The 18,492-nt window shown below is 67.5% G+C and carries 14 protein-coding genes; 11 read left to right on the forward strand and 3 right to left on the reverse strand.

What is annotated here, in order from left to right:
- Position 1: 1 nt before the first annotated feature.
- From QFZ83_RS12605 to QFZ83_RS12625, 5 genes are all read left to right on the forward strand, one after another.
- Positions 2–466 carry a hypothetical protein gene (locus QFZ83_RS12605; RefSeq protein ID WP_307506762.1) on the forward strand — a complete coding sequence of 155 codons (465 nt, stop codon included), beginning with the start codon at positions 2–4 and terminating at the stop codon, positions 464–466.
- Positions 463–3,015, forward strand: coding sequence for a DUF2169 domain-containing protein (locus tag QFZ83_RS12610; protein WP_307506764.1), 2,553 nt, complete (start codon positions 463–465; stop codon positions 3,013–3,015). The genes QFZ83_RS12605 and QFZ83_RS12610 overlap by 4 nt, the downstream gene beginning before the upstream one ends.
- A complete protein-coding gene (locus QFZ83_RS12615) occupies positions 3,012–4,061 on the forward strand; it encodes a pentapeptide repeat-containing protein (RefSeq protein WP_307506767.1) in 1,050 nt (349 codons plus the stop codon). Before QFZ83_RS12610 ends, QFZ83_RS12615 begins: the two co-directional genes overlap by 4 nt.
- 62 nt (positions 4,062–4,123) lie before the next feature.
- Entirely contained in the window at positions 4,124–4,786 is a 663-nt protein-coding gene (locus QFZ83_RS12620) for a DUF3540 domain-containing protein (protein WP_307506769.1), read from the forward strand.
- A gap of 9 nt (positions 4,787–4,795) precedes the next feature.
- Positions 4,796–5,224, forward strand: coding sequence for a DUF4150 domain-containing protein (locus tag QFZ83_RS12625; protein ID WP_307506771.1), 429 nt, complete (start codon positions 4,796–4,798; stop codon positions 5,222–5,224).
- A 21-nt stretch (positions 5,225–5,245) separates the two neighbouring features.
- Here QFZ83_RS12625 and QFZ83_RS12630 read toward each other — a convergent pair whose 3' ends face one another.
- From QFZ83_RS12630 to QFZ83_RS12640, 3 genes are read right to left on the reverse strand one after another with little or no spacing between them, the layout of a single operon-like run.
- Positions 5,246–6,055, reverse strand: a complete 810-nt coding sequence (locus QFZ83_RS12630; protein ID WP_307506773.1) for a PP2C family serine/threonine-protein phosphatase — start codon at positions 6,053–6,055, stop codon at positions 5,246–5,248.
- Positions 6,048–8,084 carry a type VI secretion system-associated FHA domain protein TagH gene (tagH, locus tag QFZ83_RS12635; protein ID WP_307506774.1) on the reverse strand — a complete coding sequence of 679 codons (2,037 nt, stop codon included), beginning with the start codon at positions 8,082–8,084 and terminating at the stop codon, positions 6,048–6,050. The genes QFZ83_RS12630 and tagH overlap by 8 nt, the downstream gene beginning before the upstream one ends.
- Positions 8,085–8,132: 48 nt before the next feature.
- The gene (locus QFZ83_RS12640) at positions 8,133–8,432 is read right to left on the reverse strand and encodes a TssQ family T6SS-associated lipoprotein (protein ID WP_234975018.1); all 300 of its coding nucleotides are present in this window, start codon (positions 8,430–8,432) and stop codon (positions 8,133–8,135) included.
- A 254-nt stretch (positions 8,433–8,686) separates the two neighbouring features.
- Here QFZ83_RS12640 and tssJ point away from each other — a divergent pair, with 254 nt between their 5' ends.
- The 6 genes from tssJ (at position 8,687) to QFZ83_RS12670 (ending at position 18,465) form a co-directional block, all read left to right on the forward strand.
- Positions 8,687–9,205 (forward strand): type VI secretion system lipoprotein TssJ, encoded by a 519-nt coding sequence (tssJ, locus tag QFZ83_RS12645; protein WP_013541337.1) that lies wholly within the window; start codon positions 8,687–8,689, stop codon positions 9,203–9,205.
- A 243-nt stretch (positions 9,206–9,448) separates the two neighbouring features.
- Positions 9,449–10,744 (forward strand): type VI secretion system baseplate subunit TssK, encoded by a 1,296-nt coding sequence (gene tssK / locus QFZ83_RS12650; protein WP_306879692.1) that lies wholly within the window; start codon positions 9,449–9,451, stop codon positions 10,742–10,744.
- A gap of 8 nt (positions 10,745–10,752) precedes the next feature.
- The gene (locus QFZ83_RS12655) at positions 10,753–12,111 is read left to right on the forward strand and encodes a DotU family type VI secretion system protein (RefSeq protein WP_307506777.1); all 1,359 of its coding nucleotides are present in this window, start codon (positions 10,753–10,755) and stop codon (positions 12,109–12,111) included.
- Complete coding sequence (tssM, locus tag QFZ83_RS12660; RefSeq protein ID WP_307506780.1) at positions 12,111–15,746, forward strand: type VI secretion system membrane subunit TssM; 3,636 nt, start codon at positions 12,111–12,113, stop codon at positions 15,744–15,746. The genes QFZ83_RS12655 and tssM overlap by 1 nt, the downstream gene beginning before the upstream one ends.
- Before the next feature lie 3 nt (positions 15,747–15,749).
- Entirely contained in the window at positions 15,750–16,463 is a 714-nt protein-coding gene (tagF, locus tag QFZ83_RS12665) for a type VI secretion system-associated protein TagF (RefSeq protein ID WP_306879323.1), read from the forward strand.
- Between the two features lie 31 nt (positions 16,464–16,494).
- Positions 16,495–18,465 (forward strand): serine/threonine-protein kinase, encoded by a 1,971-nt coding sequence (locus QFZ83_RS12670; RefSeq protein WP_307506783.1) that lies wholly within the window; start codon positions 16,495–16,497, stop codon positions 18,463–18,465.
- The last annotated feature ends 27 nt before the right edge of the window (positions 18,466–18,492 follow it).

An 18,492-nucleotide genomic window follows, 5' to 3' on the forward strand; every position in this document is an offset into this window, starting at 1 on the left:
GATGAGTATCGGGTTCGTGTCGATAATCGGTGTCGCTTGCCTGGCAGGCTTTTTGTTGGGTGGGATCCTGTATGTCTCTAATGTCATCACTGCGACTGGAGCTTATGTTGCGCTCGGAGGGATGTTGGCTGGCGGAATTGTGTTGGTCATGGTGTTGTGCTTTTGGATGCATATCTGGACATCTCGCAAACCGGTAAGTCATATCACTTTGATGGGGCGCGTTGTTGAAGCCCATTCCGACAATTCGATGGTGTTAAACCAATACGTCATTCGACTCGTCGTGGAGTTCGAGACGCCAAGCGGCGAGCGTGGCCTTGTAAAGGTGACGCAAGCGGTCGACCTGATCGACATGGCGGGCTACGCGCGCGGCCGCAAGGTGCTGCTGCACCGCGGCAGCCGCGGCGGCAAGGAAGTCGCCTGGGTGAGCCAGCCCGATCCGCTTGCCGACGAAGGAGCCGCCGCTTGAGGACCGTAAAACCGATCCACCTGAGCATGCTTACGCATCCGTACCGCTGGCAGCGCAGCGACCACCTCGGGGTCGCGGTGATGGCCATGAGCACCCTGGGTGACAACCCGCACCTGGTGCTGGAACAGGAGCTTTGGAAAAGCACGGCCGAACTCATCGGCCCCGGCGCCGTGCTCGACCTCGGCGTGCCGAAGCTGGTGCCCGAGGTGCTGGTCAGCGGCTACGCGTACACGAGCCACCAGCAGGACAAGACCAGCTGCGCGGTGAAGCTGCAGATCGCCGGGCTGCAGAAAACCCTCACGGTCCACGGCGACCGCTACTGGCTTGACCGCCGGGCCACGCCGCCGCAGCCTTTCGAGAAGATGCCGCTCGATTGGCGGCACGCCTACGGCGGCCCCGGTGTGCCGGAAAACCCCCTGGGCATGGGCACGGTCGAGGAGTTGATCAACGGCGTGCGCGCCACGCGGCTCGCGCACATCGAGACGCCGGGCCGCCAGCCCGTGTCGCCGAGGCAGGCCGTCCCGCCTGCGGGCTTCGGCGCGATCCCGCCCGACTGGCCGCAGCGCGCGTCGCTGATGGGCACGCAGTACGGCCAGGCGTGGCTGGAGAACGACTACCCTGGCTTGGCCAAGGACGCCGACTGGCGCCACTTCAATGCAGCACCTGCCGACCAGCGTTGGGAAGGGCTGCAGGAGGTGCCCACGGGCGCGGCCTACGAACTCTGGAACATGCATCCGGACATTCCGGTGCTGCGCGGGCAGCTGCCGCGCTGGCAGGCCCGCTGCTTCGTGCAGCACACGCCCAGTGGCCCCGAACTGCGCGAGGTGCCGCTGCGCCTGAGCACGGTCTGGTTCTTTCCCCATCTCGAACGCATGGTGCTCATCTGGCACGGCGTTTTTCCGGTCACGCAGGACGACGCGGCCGACGTGCCATTGGGCATGGCGGCGCTGGAGCGCATGGACGACACGCCGCGCACCCTGGCGCACTACGAGTCGGTGCTCAAGCTGCGCTCGGAGCCCGAACGCGGCGGCCTGCACGCGATGCGCGACAAGGACCTGGCACCCAAGGAAGTGCTGAGCGACTGGGCCGACACCTTCCCGGCATCGGTCAACGAGCCGCTCGTGCGCAACCTGCGTGCGGGGCAGCAGCGCGACCACGAGCGGCGGCGCGAGGAACTGCGCGCACGCGGCCTGGACCCGGAGGTGTACCTGCCCCCGCTGGCGCCGCCGGAAACGCCGCCGCACGTCGATGACCTCGTCGACCACCTGGAGCGGATGGAGGCGCAGGGCCGCGACGCCAAGGCGCAAATGGAGGCCTTCGCCAAGCAGGCGGACTCTTCCGGTGTGTTCGACCTCGATGCGTTGGGTGGCGAGCCGCCCCGCGCAGAGCAAGACGAAGGCGACGGCGACGCGACGGACGATGCGCTGGTGCTGCCCGTGCCGCCGCCTTCCGACACTGCGTCCGCGTTGAGGCAGCAGGCCAGCTTGTATTCGGCCCACCTGTCGAGTCCCCGGCCACCGGCGCCGTCGTTCCGCTCCGCCAAATGGCGCCGGCGGCTCGAAGCTGTGAGCCCGGCGCAGCGCGACTTCTCGCGGCTCAATCTCACAGGCGTCGACCTGTCCGGCATGGACCTGCGCGGCGCACGCTTCGTGGACGCCGTGCTGCAGGACACGAACCTGCGCGGCGCTCAGCTCGACGACTGCGACTTCTCCCAGGCCGTGCTGGTGCGGGCCGACCTGAGCCAAGCCTCGATGGTGCGGGCAAAGCTCGTCAAGACCAACCTGGGCAGCGCCCGCTGCGAGCAGACCGTCTTCGACGAGGCCGAACTGCGCGAAGCCAACTGCACTCGGACACGCTTCGACGGATGCCGCATGGTGGGCACGCGCTTCGAACTGACGCAGCTCGGCGAGGCGACGCTGCAGCGCTGCGACCTCAGCCGTTCGCACTGGCAGCAGATGATCGTGCTGCGCCTGACGCTGAACGATCTGCGCTTCGAGGGCGCGAGCTTCGACCAGGTGACCTGGGCCGAATGCCGCTTGCAGAACGTGTCTTTCGTGGGGGCGCGCCTGGAGCGTTGTGGCTTCGTCACGGCCGACTGTTCGGGCGGCGTCGATTTCACGAATGCGCATCTCGAAGGCAGCGGCTTCGCGCACGGCTGCACGCTCGTACAGGCCCGTTTCAAGTCGGCCTTTCTCAAGGAGTGCGGCCTGCGGACCACGCCGATGATGCAGGCCGACCTGAGCGATGCGCGCATCGACAACAGTGACCTGTCCGAGTGCGACCTGAGCCATGCGCGGCTGGATCGCATAGTGGGCGGCGACAGCCTGTTCATTCGCACCAATTTTTCGGGTGCGTCGCTGCGCGAGGCCAACCTGATCGATGCGAACCTCGCCAAGGCCGACCTGCGCGGCGCCGACCTGACGCGCGCCAACCTGTTCCGCGCCGACGTGTCGCAGGTGCTGTTCGACCCCGCTACGCGCATGGACGGCACCTACACCAAGCATGCCAAGGTGTGGCCAGCGCGCCGACCCGAGGCGCCGACCGCATGACCCGCGATGAACTGCTCGACCACATCCGTCATGGCATTCAGGTCCGCACCGCCGACTGCCGGGGGTGGGACATGAGCGGTCTGGACCTGTCCGGTGCGATGCTCGACCACATCGACTTCAGCGGTGCGCGTTTCACCGGCGCCAACCTGGAGGGCAGCGTGCTGACGCGCTGCCGCCTGGACGGCTGCGACCTCTCGCGCAGCACGCTCGACAACGTGCAGTTCTTCAGCTGCCAGCTGCCGCAGGCGACGCTGGACGGTGCGCGGTGCGAAGGCACCAATTTCTCGGAATCGGCGTTGCCGCAGACGAGTTTCCTGGATGTCCATGTCGACCGCGCGCTGTTCTTTCGCTGCGAGCTCACGCAAAGCCGCATGCGGTCGGACCATTTCAAGCAGGTCTCCTTCACGGAGTGCGGTCTGGAGGGGATCGACTTCTCGGGTTCCGCGCTGCATTCGGTCACCTTCCATCGGCAGGACCTGACCACGGCGGTGTTCACGGGTGCGAGCTTCGACACCACGCTTTTCATCGAGTGCGACCTGACGAAGCAGGGCTTTCCCGCGCAGCGGTTCTTGCGCTGCGTATTCACCGACAGCCGTATGGACCACGTCGATTTCGGCAACGCCAGCATGGTGCAGTGCATCTTCAAGGGCGCCTCTTTGCGCCAGGCCAACTTCGAGCAGGCGGACGCGCCCAACGCGCTGTTTCCGCTGGCTGACCTGAGCGGTGCCAACCTGCAGCGCGGGCGCTTCGATCGCGCCATCTGGGTGGAGGCCCGCCTCGAAGGGGCGGACCTCAGCGAGGCCCACATCCACGAGAGCGTGTTCCATCGGGCGCGCTGCAAGGGCGCCAGCTTCCGAGGTGCCAGCTTGCACGACGCCGACTTTTCCTATGCCGAGCTCGTCGATGCCGATTTGCGCGACGCGCAGTTCCTGCGCACGCGCGTGCATCGCACGGTGGAGGACGGTGCACGGTTTTCGAGGCGCAAGGGCCTCATCGAGAGCGACCCCGAACTGCACAAGGCGCAGACGTGGTCCAAGGTTCAGTGATGGCGAATGCAGGAATCCGCCGCATCGCAGGTCATCCCGCAGATCAGACAAGGAGATTCACCATGACAGTCGTTCCACTGCGCACACCGGTCGATGTGTCCGGTCCGGTCCAGCACCTGGGCCAACTGGTGTCCGTCGATGCCGACGGGCTGTTCGAGGTGCACACCGAAGACGGTGCCACCTGGCACTGCCGCCGTGCGGCCAGCTGCCTGCTGCAGCCGCAGCCGGGCGACACGGTGTTGCTGTCCGGGCCGGACTACCGGCGGGTCTACCTTCTTGCCGTCATCGAGCAGGCCGATGCGTCGGTGAGCCGTATCGACGCCCCCGGCGATCTGCGTCTGGCGGCGCCTGCGGGGGCCATCTCGATCGAAAGCGCCGCAGACCTTCGACTTCACAGCGCGGCGACGCTGGCGATGCAGGGTGCGCAATGGACGCTCGACGCGCAACAGGCGCAGTGCGACGTGCGTGAGATGCGCTACGCCGGACAGGCACTCGATGCCACGGTCGGCCGGATGCGCCTGGTCGGTCAGGTGTTCGAGTCGGTGGCCGAGCGCGTGATGCAGATCGCGCGCAACGCACTGCGTTTTGTCGACGGCGTCGACCAGGTGCGCGTCGGCCATCTCGACCTGCGTGCCCAGGAGACGGCCATCGTGCACGGCAAGCACGTGGTGATCACGGGCAAGGAACTGATGAAGGTCGACGCCGGACAGATTCACATGGGCTGAAGCAGGCACGTGCCCATCCCACCATCAACCCACAACAATCCCAAGGAGAAAAAAATGCTAGCTACACACCAATGGATGGGCGGCGCACTGGCCTTCCCGGACGTCTGCAAGATGCCGTTCCCATTCCCCTTCTTCAACCTCGGCCTGCGGCCGATGACCATCCCGGCGTGCTGGCACATCCTGCTGCTCGGGGGGCCGATGCACAACCTCTTTGCCAAGACGCCCATCACGCTGCTCGATCAGCCCGGGGTTCTTGGCGGCGTCATCTCGCAAGTGTTCATGCAGATGCAACGGCACATCACGGGTTCCTTCACTTTGCTGTTGCGGGGCGGCCCGGCCACGCGATTGACCAGCCTCGCGATTCAGAACCGCATGAACATCGTCGGGTTTGAGTGCATACCCGGCATTCACTTCAAGTTTTTCAACTTCAAGTTCTGAAGTGCGGGGTGGGCGGCGGCGTCACGACGCGGATCGGACCGTCCCCGCCAGCGTCACCTGCTGCGGAAACCCCACCCACACCGCCAACGCCGAGTAGTTGTCCCGCGACTTGTCGGCCTTCGCCTCGGCCGCGCGGCGCAGCAGTGCGAGCCATTCTTCCGCGCTGTCGGCCAGTTGCAGCGAGCGTTCCATCACCTGCTGCGAGATCAATTGCCAGAGCCCGTCGGTGCACAGCAGGAACGCATCGCCATCGGCCAGTTGCTGCGATGCCGACACCGTGGTCTCGGCCGTTGCGCGCGCACCGAGCGCGCGGTACAGCAGGTTCGTCTTGACCAGGCGCTCGCCACCGTTGGCGCCGCTGCCGGCCGCGGCTTCGCCCGAGCGCGCCGACAGGCTGTGGTCTTCGGTGCGCTGCATCAACGCGCCACGGCGGAACCAGTAGAGGCGGCTGTCGCCCACGTGGGCCCAGGAAGCGTGGCCGCTTGCACGGTCCACGAACAGCGAGACGATGGTCGCGCTCATGCGGCTCTGGTCGGCGAGTTCGCGCTGTCTTGCCAGGATGGCGTCGTTGGCCGCCTTCACCGCATGGCGGATGTCGTCGGCCGCGACAGAAGGACGGCCCACGAAAGTGTTGAGCGCGGTGTCCACCGCGATGCGCGCGGCCAGTTCGCCGCCCGCGTGGCCGCCGACGCCGTCGCTCACGACGAAGCATGCGTTGTGCTCATCGAGGTGGTAGCCGATGGCGTCCTGGTTGCCGGAGCGCTCGCCCACGCAGGAGAACTGCGAGGTCGAGATGGGAACCGCGAAAGCGGCGCGGGTGGCGTCAAGCACGGCGGGCTTCCTTCAGGCGTTCCATCTCCCGGTCGTAGGCCTGCTGGAAAGCGCGGCCGAAGACGGCCTGGAAATCGTCTTCGACGGCCGCGGCCGTTTCCGCATGCAGTTGCCGCAGCTGGCGCCACAGGCGCGCCTCGCGCCCGCCGGGCAGCATCTTTTCGCCGAGGCTGCCGTCGTGCGGTGTGGTGCGGCTCAGCGTCGCGGGGTCGAAGCGCTGCAGCACGGTGAGCAGCGCCGCGCGCATGCCGGCCACCATGCCCAGCTGGTGCGATTGCAGGTCGCCGAGCGCATCGTGCACTGCGGCTTCGGGTGTGAGAAAACCGGGCATGCGCGCGCCGAACATCTGCATCAGCACCGCGCGGCCGTTGGGCAGGATCTTGAAGGGGTTGTTCTCTTCGTCCACGATCATCGTGATCTCGGCGCGTACCTCGCGCTTGAGCATCGCGCGCGATGACAAGAGCTCGATGGTGCCGTCGGTGAACGCGCGCATCAGCCGGCCGAGGTGGCGCATGGCTTCCGCATCGAGCGGCTGCTGGCCGGCGACATCGGGCACGCCGGCGCCTTCGAGAAAGGCCTTGAAGAGTTCGTCGGAAGACGCGGGTGATGACAGCGCCGTGGCGGGCGGGAGCGCTGCGGCCACGGCGGGAGGCGAAGGCGAAAGCGCAGTGGGTGCCGGGGCCTCTTCGGCTTCGACCGGTTCCGATGACACGACCTCGACTGGCGGAACGACCTCCGCGGGTGCGGCCGTGATCGGTAGCGCGGCGGCGGGGGCTTCCGGCTCCGCAATCGGCGTGGGTGCCGATGTTGCTTGAGGAGGCGGCGGCGGAGGAGGAGGAGGCGACGGCGGTAGTGGTTCGGGTAACGCGCTCACCTGCGCATTCACCGGCTTCACCTCGGGCGTATCGAATGCCACCGGACTCGGCGGCCTGAATTGCGCCCCCACTTCGCGCGCATGGTTCGAGTGGTTGAACCCCTGCGCAGCAGGCGGCTTGCCCAGCAGGTCGAGGGCCGGGTGCCTGTCGCTGAGCGGGTCTTCATGGGTGAGTGCCGTGGGGCGCGGATCGGCGAGGGGCGAGGGTGCATTGCTGTCGGCCGCGAAGAACGAGAGCGGATCCATGCCGCGCTTGAGCGCGATGTCGGACATGTCGTTCGCTGCCCCCGGGTTCAGTTCGGCGAGCGGATCGACGGGGTTTCTTCGCGCCTGCGACGGCAGCTCGAAAGGCTCGTGCACCAAGGGGTCGGGCATCGGCGCCGGCGCGCTGTCGACGCGGCGAGGCGCGTTTGCGAGGATGGCGTCCCAATCGGCGGCGGATGGAATCTGCGATGTTGTGGGCGCAGCCGTCCTCGCGAACGGCGATGGTGCTGGTGCTGGTGCTGGTGCTGGTGCTGGTGCTGGTGCTGCCGTGACCGCAGGCGCTGCGAACTGTTCCCGGGGCTGTGGTGCAAAGGCCGGCGCCGGCGCGGGCAGGGGAGTCGCTGCAGAGACAGAAGCAGATGCGGGCGCAGGCATCGCCACGGTCGTCTGCGGCGCGTCGCCGATGGGCAAGGCGCCCGCGCCGAAGAGGTCCGAGAACACGTCGGACACCGGCGCCTCTTGCGGCAGTGCATCCAACGAACTCGCCGGCATTGCCTGCACCGCAGTCGGAAGCAGCGTCGCCGGCACATCGATCGGCGGTGGCGAGGGCGGCCTCACGGGAACGTTCGTCGCACGCTGGGCGCTCGCAGCCTCCAGCACATAGCTCCCGATGACCACGCGGTCCCCGTCCGCGATGCGCGACTCTTCCTCATGCTGCAGCGTGCGTCCGTTCACGCTGATGGGCAGTACCGCGCTCATGTTGCGCAGCACCACAGCGCCCTCCTGGTCGAAGCGCACGGTGGCCTGCAGGCGCGAGATCTGCCGCTGCTCGTCGGGCAGCACGAGGTGGTTGTCGGGGCTGCGTCCGATGGTGCCTCCGGGTGCTGCAAGCAGCGCCGAGGCGCCTGTTGTCACCGGCCTGCCGGCATGTTCGATCACGGTCCAGCGCATGGCGTCTTCCTGTTCATCTCGGGCGTCGGTCGGCGGTGACCGCGATGGTCAGCGCTTCATTCGTTTGGCGGCCTCGAAGGCGGGGCCCCACACCGGGTGCTTGCGCTCCGCGACGGTCAGATCGAAGCTCGGGAATGCATCGAGGACCTTGCGGAATTGCGTGCGGCATTCCGGGATCTGGTTGTTCACGCAATAGCTGAAGGCCTCCAGCTTCATCGCGCTCTGGCGCGTGGCGGGCTCGGCGCCATCGAACACCGACACGCCGCCGCTCTTGAGCGTGGAGATGGCCTTGGCGTAGTCGCCTTCGTCATAGGCCTGCTGCGCGCGCTCGAGCGTGTCGCGTGCCACCTTCTGGCTCAGGCGTTCGGGTTGCGGTGGCGGCTCGGGCGCGGTCTGACAACCGGATACCAGAAAAAGCGTGAAAGCCAGAGCAGGCAGACATGACTTCAATCTTCTCTCCTACCTCGCGAAAGGCAATGAATGGCAATGCTCGAAACAGTATGCCGCCAGGTTGCGACACAAGCACACGATGGCACACGATGCGTCGTCGTCCGGGTACACGATTTCGATAATATAGGCCGCGAACCTCTGAGGGAGATCTCATGCAGCGACGAACCTTGCTTCAAGGCGCACTTGCAACCACACCGTTGTTTGCGGGCCTCGTCAGTGGATGCGCATCGACGGCCAAGTCGTTGCCCACGCCCTATGCGGTCACCATCCGCATCGACGACGGCGTGAACCCCGACGGGCGCGGCCAGGCAGCGCCGATTCTCGTGAAGGTCTTCGAACTGAAATCTTCCGGTAACTTCGAGACCGCAGACTATTTCGCGCTCCAGGACCGCGACCGCGAGACGCTGTCGACAGAGCTCGTCAATGCGGACCAGGCCATCATGCGAAGCGGCGAAGAGCGTGTCTTCAAGCGAGAAGCAGGGCTCGACTCGCGCTCCATCGGCATCATCGCGGGCTACCGCAAGCTCGAAGCTGCGCGGTGGCGCATCGTGTTGCCGCTCAAGGAGCCCAAGCAAACCAATCTGTACAAGGTCTGGCAGTTTTCGCCAAGCGAACAAGCCGTGCGCATTGCCATCCGAAAGACAGGCATCGAGTTACTACCAAGTCGTTAAAAACGTCGAGAAGTTAGTGCGAAAGTGCGAAAAACCAGTGCGCAAAATCCGGTGCAAAACGCAACAAGCGGCGTGTAGCATCAAGCGCAGAACGATCGATCGGGAGGCCGTCATCAGAGCGCATCTCCCGCTTCCGTGTGAGCACTCCCAGGAGGTTCTTTGGTGACAGTTCGCAACTCGGGCTCCGCAAGATCGGGCGCCCATCCGCAGGCATTGGCGAACCGCGTGGTGTGGTCCGAAGGCATGTACCTGCGGCCCCAGCATTTCCAGCAATTGGAGCGCTACGTCGAGCAATACGTCACGCGTCGCGCCGCCGGCCTGCAGGGCGCGTACTGGGGTTGGCTGCATCTGGACATCGATCGCGACGCCTATGCGCTCGGGCGCGTGTCGCTGCTCGGTGGCGCCGGCGTGCTGCCCGATGGCACGCCGTTTTCCTTCGGCATCGAAGACGCGCCGCCGCCCTACGAAGTGCCCAACGATCTGACCGATGAACTCATCGTGCTCGCACTGCCGCTGCGCAGGCCCGGCAGCGAGGAGGTCATCTTTGCCGAAGACGAGGGCTCTGCCGCGCGCTTCGGCGTGATCGAGCGCGAGGTGGCCGACGGCAACGCGGTGGCCCTCGGTCCGGCGGTGCTGCAGCTCGCGGCGCCGCGCCTTCGCCTTGCGCGCGCCTCGTCGCTCACCGCGGAGTGGCAGGCCATCGGCGCGGTGCGCGTGATCGAGCGGCGCACCGACCACAAGCTGGTGGTCGATGCCAACTACATCCCGCCGGTGCTCGATGCATCGGCCCATGCAATGCTGCGCAGCATGATCGCGGAGCTGCACGGCCTGCTCACGCAACGCTCCGAGGCGTTGGCCTCGCGGCTCTCGCAGCCGGGCCGCGGCGGTGTGAGCGAGGTCTCCGATTTCCTCCTGCTCGAGCTGGTCAACCGCTACCTCGCGACCACCTGGCACGCGCAACAGGCGGTGCAGGTGCACCCCGAGCAGCTGTTCATCGACTGGCTCAAGCTGGCCTGCCACCTTGCCACGCACACATCGCCCACGCGGCGTCCGGTGCTGTGGCCGGTGTACGACCACGACAACCTCAACGAGAGCATTCGTCCTCTGATGGAAGAGCTGCGCCGATCGCTCTCGGCCGTGCTCGAGCAGAGCGCGATCGCCATCGAACTGGAGGAGCGCAGCCACGGCGTTCGCGTGGGCCGCATGCCCGACCCGGTGCTGGTGCGCAACGCGGGCTTCGTGCTCGCGGTGCATGCGGACCTGCCGGCCGAGGCGATCCAGCAGCGCTTTCCCACGCAGGTCAAGATCGGTTCGGTCGAGCGCATCCGCGATCTCGTGCAACTGCAGCTGCCGGGCGTCACGGTGCGGCCGCTGCCGGTGGCGCCGCGACAGATTCCCTACAACGCGGGCTACCACTACTTCGAGCTCGACAAGAGCGGCGACATGTGGCGCCAGCTCGAAAAATCCGGCGGCGTCGCCATGCACCTGGCCGGTGACTTTCCGGGTCTGGCCATGGAGTTCTGGGCCATCCGTCCGTGAGGGAGCCTATGAACGGTGTCAACGACATGGCCGTCGGTCCGGGAGGCTTCGTGCCGCCGAACCCCGGCGGCGGCAATGGCGGCAACGGCGACGCGGGCGGCATGCCGGCATCGCCGCGCGGGCTGGGCCAGCAACCCGAATCCTTCACCGCATGGCACGACGCACGGCGCCCGCACGCGGGCGACACCGCGCTCGCAGGCAACAACCCGCTGGTGGCGGCCGCCAACCCGCTGCTCGACCTGATCCCGCAGATCCGCGCGACGGGCCACCACGATGCACCGGCGCAATTGCGCGAGAACCTCGTGGACGAAGTGCGTCGCTTCGAGACCCGCGCGCAGCAAAGCGGCATCTCGCCCGAGGTGATCATCGGCGCGCGCTATTGCCTCTGCACTGCGGTGGACGAGGCCGCGGCGCTCACGCCGTGGGGCGGCAGCATCTGGTCGTCGCAGAGCCTTTTGGTGATGTTCCACAACGAGACCTGGGGCGGCGAGAAATTCTTCCAGCTGCTCTCCCGCCTGGTGCAGAACCCGCAGCAGCACCTGCACCTGATCGAACTCATCTACTTCTGCCTGGCCATGGGTTTCGAAGGGCGCTTTCGCGTCATCGACAACGGCCGCACGCAGCTCGAAACCCTGAAGCAGCGCCTGCTGCAGATCATTCGCCAGACGCGCGGCGAAATCGCGCAGCCGCTGTCGCCGCACTGGCAGGACGCGACCGCGCCGGTGCGCCGCACACGCAACTGGCTGCCGGTGTGGGCGGTGGGCGCCGTGGCGGCGGTGCTGCTGGTGCTGACCTTCGCAGTGCTCACCTTCAACCTCGCGGGCAACTCCGATGGTGCGTTCGCGGCCGTCAATGCGGTGCGGCTGCCGCAGACGGCGCGCGCGGTCGTCATGCCCGCGCCGCAGCCGCGCCTGCAGCGCTTTCTCGAACCCGAGATCCGCGAAGGCCTGCTGACGGTGCGCGACGAGGCCGACCGCAGCGTGGTCGTGCTGCGCGGCGACGGGCTCTTCGCCTCCGGCTCCGACCGCGTGCTCGACCGCTATGTGCCGGTGCTCAGCCGCGTGGCCGATGCGCTCAATTCCGTGGAGGGCAACGTGCTGGTCAGCGGCTTCAGCGACGACCAGCCGATCCGCAGCGTGCGCTTTCCCTCCAACTGGCAGCTCTCGCAGGCGCGCGCCGATTCCGTCAAGAAGATGCTGGCCTTGCGCATCACGCGGCCTGAACGCCTGCGTGCCGAGGGCCGCGGCGATGCCGATCCGCTCGCGCCCAACGATTCGCCGGCCAACCGCGCGCGCAACCGCCGCGTCGAGGTCACGCTGCTGGTCGCGCCCGTGACGCCGTCGGCGCAGCAAGGGGGAACCCGCTGATGCTGCGTTCCATCTTCCGTTTTCTCATCGGCCGCGACCTGTGGATTTTTCTCGGCCTGCTGGCCGTGGCCTTCCTGATCTGGGTCATCGGCCCCGTCATCGCCGTGGGCCGCTACCGGCCGCTGGAAGGCGAGTTCGTCCGCATCGCCGTCATCGCGCTGATGTTCGCGATCTGGATCGTTCGGCTGGCCTATCGCAAGTGGCGCGAGCGCCGGCTCAATGCGCAACTGCTCAACCAGCTGCGCGTGCCTTCGAAGAAGGAAAAAGAGGCCAGGCCCGAAGACGCGCCCGAGATCAAGGAGCTGCAGAGCGGCTTCACCGACGCCACCGCGATCCTGAAGAACATGCGCTTCGGGCAGGGCGCCGACGGCAAGCCCGCGAGCCGCTTCTCGGTGTTCGACCGGCAGTACCTGTACCAGCTGCCCTGGTACATCTTCATCGGCGCACCGGGCTCGGGCAAGACCACGGCGCTGGTCAACTCCGACCTGGACTTTCCGCTGGCCGACCAGCTCGGCAAGGCCGCGGTGCGCGGCATCGGCGGCACGCGCAACTGCGACTGGTGGTTCACCAACGAGGCGGTGCTGATCGACACCGCGGGCCGCTACACCACGCACGAGAGCAACCGCGAAACCGACGAGGGCGAGTGGAAGGGCTTTCTCGACCTGCTCAAGAAATTCCGCCCGCGCCAGCCGATCAACGGCGCGATCCTCACCATCAGCATCGCCGACCTGCCGCTGGCCGACGACGCGCAGCGCGCACGCCACGCCATGGCGCTGCGCAAGCGCCTGCTGGAACTGCGCAACGACCTGGGCATCGACTTTCCGGTCTATGTGCTGGTCACCAAGACCGACCTCTTGGCCGGCTTCAACGAGTACTTCGGCTCGCTGGGCCGCGCCGAGCGCGCGCAGGTGTGGGGCTTTACCTTTCCCATCGAGGCCAACCCCGCGGACGCCGCGAAGGCCGATCTTCGCGAGCGCTTTCACCAGGAATACAAGCTGCTGCACCAGCGCCTGGACGAGCGCCTGCCGGAGCTGATGGCCGCCGAGCCCGACCAGATGCGACGCGCGCAGGCCTACCTGCTGCCGCAGCAGTTCGCGAGCTTCGAGGACATCCTGGGCACCTTCCTGGCCGACGTGTTCAACCCGTCGAAGTTCGAGGCCGCGTCGATGCTGCGCGGCGTGTACTTCACGAGCGGCACGCAGGAGGGCACGGCCTTCGACCGCGTGATGGGCGCGATCAAGCGCTACCTGCAGGTCAATGCGCCGCCCGCGCCGCCGCCGGGTCCGGGCAAGAGCTACTTCCTGAAGGAACTGCTGCAGCAAGTGATCTTCCGCGACGCGGGCGTGGCCGGCACCAACCTGCGCTGGTACCGGCGCCGCCGCGCCATCGACATCGCGGGCTACAGCCTCATCGGCGTGCTGCTCGTGGTGCTGCTGGGCGCCTGCGTGAACAGTTGGCGCAACAACAAGGACTACGTGGCCGAGGTCGACAACAACGCCAAGGCCTTCAACAAGGCCGCGGCGCGCGGCGAGTTGCCGACGGTGGTCGATGCGAGCGGCGACCTCGCGAGCTCGCTGTTGATCCTGGACCGCCTGCGCGACCTGCCCAAGTCGGGCCGCTTCGACATCGGCGATCCGCCGGTGTCCTACCGCTTCGGCCTCTACCAGGGCGAGAAGCTGCAGGCCGCGACCGATGGCGTCTACCAGCGCGCGCTGGAGAGCGTGCTGCTGCCGCAGGCGGCGCAGCGCATCGAGCAGTCGCTGCGCGATGCCGCGAAGATCGATGCCGAGTACAGCTACGAGGCGCTCAAGGCCTACCTCATGCTGTACGACGCCGAGCGCTACGACGCCGATTTCCTGCAGGCATGGCTGCTCACCGACGTGGACCGCAAGATCGGCGCTTCGCTCACGCGCGAGCAGCGCACCAACCTCGAGTCGCACCTGAAGGCGTTGTTCGCGGGGCGCGTGGTGACATCGCCGTTCGCCAAGGACGACAAGCTCATCACGCAGACGCGCGAGCGCCTGGCCGGCGTGCCGCTCGCGCAGCGCTCGTATGCGCGGCTGCGCCGCATCCTGCTGCAGACCAGCCCGCCCAATGCCTTCACCATCGCCGAGATGGCGGGGGCCGAGTCGGCGCTGGTGATCCGGCGCGCGAGCGGCAAACCGCTGACCGACGGCATCCCCACGCTCTTCACCTACCGCGGCTATTGGGACATCTTCGACAAGCGAATGGCCGAGACCACGCTCGCGCTCGAACAGGAAGACCGTTGGGTGCTGCAGATCCGTGCGCCCGGCATGACGGACATCACCTCGCGCGAGCTGCTGCTGCGCGAAGTGCGGCGGCTCTACCTCACCGACTACATCCGCGTGTGGGACGAGTACCTGGCCGACGTGCGATTGGCCGAAAGCAAATCGCTTCTGCAGAGCATTCAGATGACGCGCGTGCTCTCGACCGGCGAATCGCCGATGTCGCGGCTCATCCGCGGCGCCGCGCGCGAAACCGATCTGCTGCGCAACCACGACGAGGCCGCGCGCAGCCTGCTCGACCAGGCGCAGAACCGGGTGGCCAGCACCCGCGAGCGCATCGAACAGCTCATCGGCCAGCCCGACGGCAGCCAGCGCCGCAACGCCGCGCCCGACCGCCCCGAGTCGCTGGTGGACAACCACTTCGAGCCGTTGCGCCGGATGGTGACCGCGCCCAAGGCGGGCGGGCAGACGCCGCTGGATGCCACGGCGGCGCTCATCAACGAGCTCTACACCTTCCTCACCGCCACCGACACGGCGCTGCGCAGCGGCAACATTCCGCCGTCGAGCGATGCCGTCACCAAGGTGCAGGCCGAGGCGGGCCGGCTGCCGGTGCCGTTCCAGGGGATGCTGAACGACCTGTCGGCGACCGCGTCGTCGAAGGCGGCGGCGGTGACGCGGCAGAACATCGGGCAGAACGCGGCGGCGACCATCGGGCAGTTCTGCAACCAGGCGATTGCGGGGCGCTACCCGTTCTCCCGCGGCTCGCCGCGCGACGTGGCGGCCGGCGACTTCGCGCAACTCTTCGCACCGGGCGGGATGATGGACGACTTCTTCCAGAAGAACCTCGCCTCGCAGGTCGACACTTCGGTCAATCCGTGGACCTTCAAGCGCGGTGTCGACGGCAGCGCCGCGGGGCGCTCGGCGTACCTCGATTCGTTTCAGAAGGCGCAGGCGATCCGCGACGTGTTCTTCACCGGCATGGCGGGCAGCCGCACGCCGTCGTTCACCATCGACCTCAGGCCCGAAGACATGGACGCCGCCATCACGCAGTTCACGCTCGACATCGACGGGCAGACGGTGCGCTATGCACACGGCCCGCAGGCGCCGAGCACCGTCAAGTGGCCGGGCCCGCGCAACAGCAACCAGGTGCGCCTGCAGGTGACGACCGCCAACGGCACGCCGGCCGGCGGCATCGTGACCGAAGGGCCGTGGGCGCTGCACCGTCTCTTCGACAAGGCATCGATCTCGGCCGGGCGTTCGCCCGAGTCGTTCAACGCGACCTTCGACCTGCAGGGCAAGAAGGTGGTGTTGGCGGTGACGGCCAACAGCGTCTACAACCCGCTGCGGCTCAACCAGATGAGCGGGTTCTCGTGCCCCGGGAAGTCATAGGACATGAACAGCAGCCTTCCCCCGCAGGCCTGGGTCCCCGTCGACGAGCAGATCGGCTGGTACGGCAAGCTGCCAGCCGCCGGCGACTTTCTCTACCGCCGCATGCCGCGCGAGCTGCAGGCCTGGTGGGACCGCTGGATGCAGAACGGCCTCGCAAGCTTCAAGCGCTGGCCCGACGCCATGACGCGCCACTACGCGGTGGCCCCGGTCTGGAACTTCGCCATCCCCGCGACCCATGGCGTGGACGCGGTGCAGTTCGGCTGCATTGCCCCTAGCTGCGACCGCGTGGGCCGCTACTACCCCGTGTGCGTGACGCTGCAGGTGTCCGCGTCGAACTACCGCCCCGCCGTGCTCGAAGGCTCGGCCGCGTGGTACTGGCAGTGCGGCACCGCGTTGCTGCAGGCCATTCGCCACGGCGTGGCGCCAGACCAGTTCGACGGCCAGCTCCTTGCCGCTGCGCGCGCGGGCTTTCGCACGGCCAGCGGTGGCTCGGACGACATTCTTTCGATCCTCGGGCCTACAGCCGCTGGCGCGAGCGCCCAACAACGCCTGGGCTGGCCCGAGCTTCCACTGTGCTTCGACGCCTTCGGCAGCACCAGCTACTGGTGGACCAACCAGGCCGACGGCTCACCGTTGCGCACCGCTGCCCATGGCGGCGGCCTCAACACACCGCTGTTCTCGAAATTGTTTTCGCAGGGGCACGTGCCATGGGCATGAAAAACCGGCCCCCCGCGACAGGAGGAGATGAATGACGACGAACGACAGCAGCATCGGCAACGGCGACAGTCCGCCGTCCGACGCGCAGGACGCGGAGAAACCGCACCCGCTGGGCGTGGGCCACCGGCTGGACGAGTTCGAGCTGCTGGAGGTGATCGGCGAAGGCGGCTTCGGCATCGTCTACCGCGCCTACGACCATTCGCTGCAGCGCGAGGTCGCGATCAAGGAGTACATGCCCTCCATGCTCGCGCGCCGCGTGGGCGACAACAGCGTGCACGTGCGCTCCGAGCGGCTCACCGCCACCTTCCAGGCGGGCCTTCGCAGCTTCATCAACGAGGCGCGCACGCTCGCGCAGTTCAGTCATCCGGCGCTGGTGCGGGTGCATCGCTTCTGGGAGTCGAATTCCACCGCCTACATGGCGATCCAGCTCTACAAGGGCCGCACGCTGCGCCGCCTGGCCGAGGACGAGCCCGCGAAGATCACCGAGCCGTGGCTGCTGGGCATGCTCGGCCCGCTGCTCGGCGCGCTGGAGACGCTGCACCGCAACCAGTGCTTTCACCGCGACATCGCGCCCGACAACATCTTCATCCAGCACGATGACCTGCCGGTGCTGCTCGACTTCGGCGCGGCGCGCAAGTCGATTGCCGACCTCGTCGACGAAGTGGCGGTGATGGTGAAGTCGGGCTACTCGCCCATCGAGCAGTACGCCGACGACAACACGCTGCGGCAGGGTGCGTGGACCGATATGTATGCATTGGGCGCAGTGCTGTACCGGGCGGTTACCGGCCACCCGCCGCCATCGGCCGTGGTGCGCAGCGTGCAGGACGCTTACGTGCCGCTGTCGTCCATGGGCCGCAGCGACCTGAGCCCCGGCTTCTGCGCCGCGGTCGATCACACGCTGGCCGTGCACAGCAAGGACCGCACGCAGACCGTTGCCGTGTTCGCGGCCGAGTTGGGGCTGGTGAAGCTGGGCGATATCTATGTGAACACGATGGCCGCGCCGACGGTGATCATTCCGTCCGCGCCCGTGCCGGCCACGCCGCCACCTCCGCCGCTGTCGCCAATGCCGACGCCGCTGGAAGCAACCGCCGTCGCTGCGCCTGCAGTGGCCGAGCCGGTGCAGACCCAGCCTCCTGCACCGCCGCCGAGAGCCGCGTCGAACGGGAGTGGCAGCAAGCCTGTCGCGCAGAAGAAGACACCGGCGCTTGCGCGCTGGGGCTTGTTGGGCGGGTTGCTGATCGCACTCGTCGCCGTGGGTGCCTGGATCGGCCTGCGCGTGACCTCGGGCAAGCCGGACACGACGACGGCCATGGTGCCGATGCCGCCGCCCGCGCCGCCGATGTCCGATCGCGCCGCGCCGCCGGTCGCCATGCCCGCACCCGGCACCAGTGCACCCGCTGCCGGGCCTTCGGCCACCGACGGCACGCCGTCAGCCGGCGGTGCGACGGTGATTTCGGACGGCACCGCCGCGGCTCCTGCAGTTCCTGCGAGCGCGCCGTCGTCGCAAGGACCGCTGACGCCGCTCGAGAACGTGCCGGTCACAACACCTTCGGCCGAGGCACAGGCCGGGGCGACGTCGCCGGTTCTCCCGCAGGCGCTCACTGAAGCCGAGGACTGGAACCTTGCCCAGGCCGAAAATTCGCGGGAAGGCTACGAGGCCTATCTGCGCCGTTATCGGCGCGGCCCGCACGCAAGAGACGCGCGCAACGCGATCGCGGAGCTGAATCGGCTTTCGGCGAACTCCGGCGCGCCGTCCGTGCCCTCTGTGCCGTCGGCGGTGGCCGCACCGGGCATGGGGCGCGTGCAGTTCAACATCCGGCCGTGGGGCCAGGTGTTCGTCGATGGCGCGGACCGCGGCGTGAGCCCGCCGCTCAAGACGCTGCCCCTGCGACCGGGGGTCTACAACATCGAGGTGCGCAACGGGGACCTCGAGGTGTACCGCCAGCGCGTGACCGTGCAGGACAGCCGGTCGGTGCCTGTGGTGGCGCACGAGTTCAAGTAGGCGAAATCCGGTCCGTCTCTTCGACGG

It is taken from the genome of Variovorax sp. W1I1 (assembly GCF_030815625.1).
Classification (GTDB): domain Bacteria; phylum Pseudomonadota; class Gammaproteobacteria; order Burkholderiales; family Burkholderiaceae_C; genus Variovorax; species Variovorax paradoxus_C.